General features: G+C 42.8%; 2 protein-coding genes. Both read right to left on the bottom strand.

The annotated features are described in order from the left end of the window. Positions 1–418 precede the first annotated feature (418 nt). Positions 419–1,990 (bottom strand): FAD-dependent oxidoreductase, encoded by a 1,572-nt coding sequence (locus AC4II3_RS22510; RefSeq protein WP_488011277.1) that lies wholly within the window; start codon positions 1,988–1,990, stop codon positions 419–421. 363 nt (positions 1,991–2,353) lie between these two features. Next, the gene (locus tag AC4II3_RS22505) at positions 2,354–3,454 is read right to left on the bottom strand and encodes a class I SAM-dependent methyltransferase (RefSeq protein ID WP_488011279.1); all 1,101 of its coding nucleotides are present in this window, start codon (positions 3,452–3,454) and stop codon (positions 2,354–2,356) included. Positions 3,455–3,556 lie beyond the last annotated feature (102 nt).

The raw sequence follows: 3,556 nt of genomic DNA, 5'->3' as shown, positions 1-3,556 counted from the left end.
TGTAAGCAAAGAGAAAATTATTCAAATTGAGGATGAACCTGCGGAATGTGGGTTAGATGCGTTTACCCTGGGGAGATAGGCGGAAGAGAAAGTTGTACGTTTGACCGCAACTTGGTATCAAATGAGGGATTGGCAATCCCTATAGTTTATTTAGCACTAGTCAACCAGACTGGATATCACTAGTGCTTACTCTGTTTATTGATTAGGCTTTGGATTACATGATATCATGTCCGGATAATTAGTTATCAAAAACCATTACCCAAGAAACCTTACTCCTTTACTTCTGCCTTCTGCCTTCTGCCCTCTGCCTTCGATACAGTTTTATTATGGGTATTCAAGCGGACTTGATATGAGCTGATCGCTGAAGGCTGATCGCTAAATACTGATAGCTGAAGGCTGATCGCTGAAGGCTCAGATCTCAAACTAGCACTAATAAAGACTCGAAATTCTTCAATTTCTTAGCTTCATTATTATTAGCATATCCATAGACGCGAGGGAGTTGCTTCGTGCTTAAAAGTACTTTTCTGACCTCAGAGTTGGATACATTACTTAGGTTTCTGCCAGAAAGAAGGGCAGTAATGGCAGCAATCCCCAATGCCTGACCAACACCAGCATTGAATTCCACAATTCTACCAGCGGATGAAGCAAACCCTTGAAACCCAGAACCAGGACTGACAACGGCTAAATTAGGAACAGCTTTAATTTGGGCATGCTGGATGCCAATGTTGAAAATTGGCTTACTAAAACTTACACTTTTCAACCCGTTCTGAGAGGCTCTGTTACCAAGACCTTCGATACCCCCGCGCACATCAAAATGATAGCCAAAGGTTCCCAAAGCGGACCAATTGGGTGTGCCACCTAAGAGCATTTGGGATCCATAGAGAGGGTCTACTACACCAGTAATATTGCCTGCATGGCGGATATAAAGTTCAGATGCTGGCTTAACGGCTTTCGCTCCAATACCCTTTAGCCAAGTTTCAACAAAATTCATCTCTTCGAGAATCTTAGCAGAGGGTTTAGCACCTCCTTGAGCTAATTCCTCTGCTTCAGTGCCATTGACCTTACACAGGAGAGCATTCCAGGAAAGCCTACCTCCTGGAAGAATTGCGACATTTCCTTCATCGAGGATCACACCACTTTTTGCTAGAGAGAAGGTCTTACCTCTAAAAGAGTGGTAAGCTACGGATAGGGCTGGGGAGCGAATGTCGATGTAATCTTTACCGACCCACATGGTTTTCAGATTACCCCTGGGGTCTCTCATATTCTTCCTGAGTCGTTCAGCAAACTGAGCATCAGACCCAGCAGCTTGCTTTAACCACCGTTGAGCTTCTTGATCAGCAGGATTAGTGAAGCGCTTGAGATAGGCATACTCTACCTGCTTTAGTCTTTTGATACTGAGTCCATGAGTTTCAAATACTAGGGTGACTGGTAGTTCGGATTCGGGCAAGCCAAAGGTGTTAAATCCTTTTAGTTTCCTAACTCCAGCCGCTTGGGCTAATTCTCCATTGACTGTGGAATCGATAAATTGTTTGCCAAAATAGGTTTCGCCTCTGGCTAACTTGATGCCAGTTAGCTTTGGACCGTCTTTAATAACTGATGCAATCTTGACTTCCCGGATCAGAGCCACACCTGCTTCTTGCATCATTTTCTTGAGGGCGGCATCAGCTTTGCGGGGGTCAAGAGCAATTAAGTTGACACCTGAGCGCTGTAAAAATTCTTTGTAGAGGCTAGGGGGTGAGCCAAAGGTGTCGAGCTTTAGGGATTTACGCAGGTTACGAGGAATCTGGCAGCGATCAAGGTAGGCCAGACCTCCCCTGACGAGATGACCACCAACACCTTCATGTTTACTGCCTTTTGACATTAACAGAATGCGTGGATACTTACCTGTCCGGCGGCGATACTCTTTCCCAGCTGCGATCAGCGCTAAGATACCTGGAACTTCATCACCAAATCCAATGACATCGTAAGAACGTTCTTGATTACTGGCCATATTTCCCTCACCCCAATTGCTGAACAACTTGATGAACTGATAATTCTAGTGTTCTATAGCTGTCGGATATTGACAGTACCCTTCGGGGTACTATTTATTTTCACTATTTATTTTTAATTTTGGCTTTTGGTGCTGGAAATCGAGAAGGGTGATTTTTCGGAATTTGGCTAAATTGCTGGACTATTCACTCTCGTAGCCAATACAGCAAGGCAGAGGGCAGATGGCAGAAGTCAGAACCAACAAGAGTTTCAGTTTTTTTTCATAAAACCAAAAAATCCTCCAAACTCTTTCATACTGCTCCAAAGTTCCTGCTGCTCGCTCCTTCTTCCCATCAATCCTATGTTTACAACTCAAATAGAAATGCTATGGAGTTTCAGGTTTGCGGGCAATCCAATATTTACTAACAAAGTGATTTTTAATTTCGACCTGTTCAAAGCCAGCTTTTTCGAGACGTTCGACTAAGTTATCTGTAATGTAATTTCTGTAATAAGGCTCGTGAAACGTAGCAATAAAATTCTCCATCGATACCTCAAACTCAGGAGTATCGATTAGTTGAATCGAATCACAGATGGTCAATACTCCCCCTGGTTTAGTGACTCGGAAACATTCTTCAATTACTCGCTGACGAGCTGCTGGTGGTAATTCATGGAAGAGAAATACACTGCTTATGCCGTGAAAAGAATTATCTGGGTAAGGTAATTTTTCGGCATTGGCCTGCATTAGTTGAGGCAATTCTTCAGGATTTTTTGAAAGTAGTTGCTTGGCTTTGCGTAGATAAGTGGGGGATAGGTCAACCCCAAATAAAGATGCTTTAGGTAGGGTAGCGCGAAGGAATTTTAGGGTTCGTCCCGTCCCACAAGCTAGGTCTAAAACTTTGATTTGGTCAGGTGGTACAGAAGCAAAGACAGTTAATCCTTGCTTGATTGGACTAAGGATTCGCCGACGCATACTATCTGCTGCACCATAAAACAGGATTTCTACCTGCAAGTCGTAGAGATTAGCCGACATATCACTTAAATAGCCGTCTGTCTGATAGTGGAAATTTTGCAGGTAGTATGACGGATAACCTTGCAGCTCAATCTCAGGACAAAACGTCTGATATTCCTTTCGTTGCCACCTTGACCAAATTTGAGGCAGATCTCTCCAAACTTCTGGATAGTAACGGAAGAAATCCTGCCAAGGATTATCGAATAATGTACCAACTGGATACACGCCCTTTTCGGCATCTTTCCAATCAGCTTCACCCAGGTTTTTTCGTCTTTTTACTAACTCAAGTAAGAGTTGTTTAGAAAGGGGTTGGGTTATTTTATTTAGTTCTGAAAAAAAAATATTTCTCAAGCGGTCTCTAATCGCTACATGAGCAATACTAAAAAAACTTTTGCTTTCTTGAAATGCCTGGTAAGCGAATTTAATTAAGGTCTCACGGAGAAGTATGAATTGGTTAATTTTGGAAGTAGATTCCATAGTGATACTTAAACTAATTGATATACACCAACGCCTATGGCGAACAACTTAACAACCTACCCGAAACCGAACGCCTATGGCGAACAACCTAACAACCTTCCA

It is taken from the genome of Moorena sp. (assembly GCF_982860115.1).
The sequence above is the reverse complement of the archived record's forward strand: the minus strand, read 5'-3'. Positions and strand labels throughout refer to the sequence as shown.

Coding starts and splice junctions, on each gene's coding strand:
- AC4II3_RS22510 (WP_488011277.1), bottom strand. CDS start 1,990: ATGGCCAGTAATCAAGAACGTTCTTACGATGTCATTGGATTTGGTGAT.
- AC4II3_RS22505 (WP_488011279.1), bottom strand. CDS start 3,454: ATGGAATCTACTTCCAAAATTAACCAATTCATACTTCTCCGTGAGACC.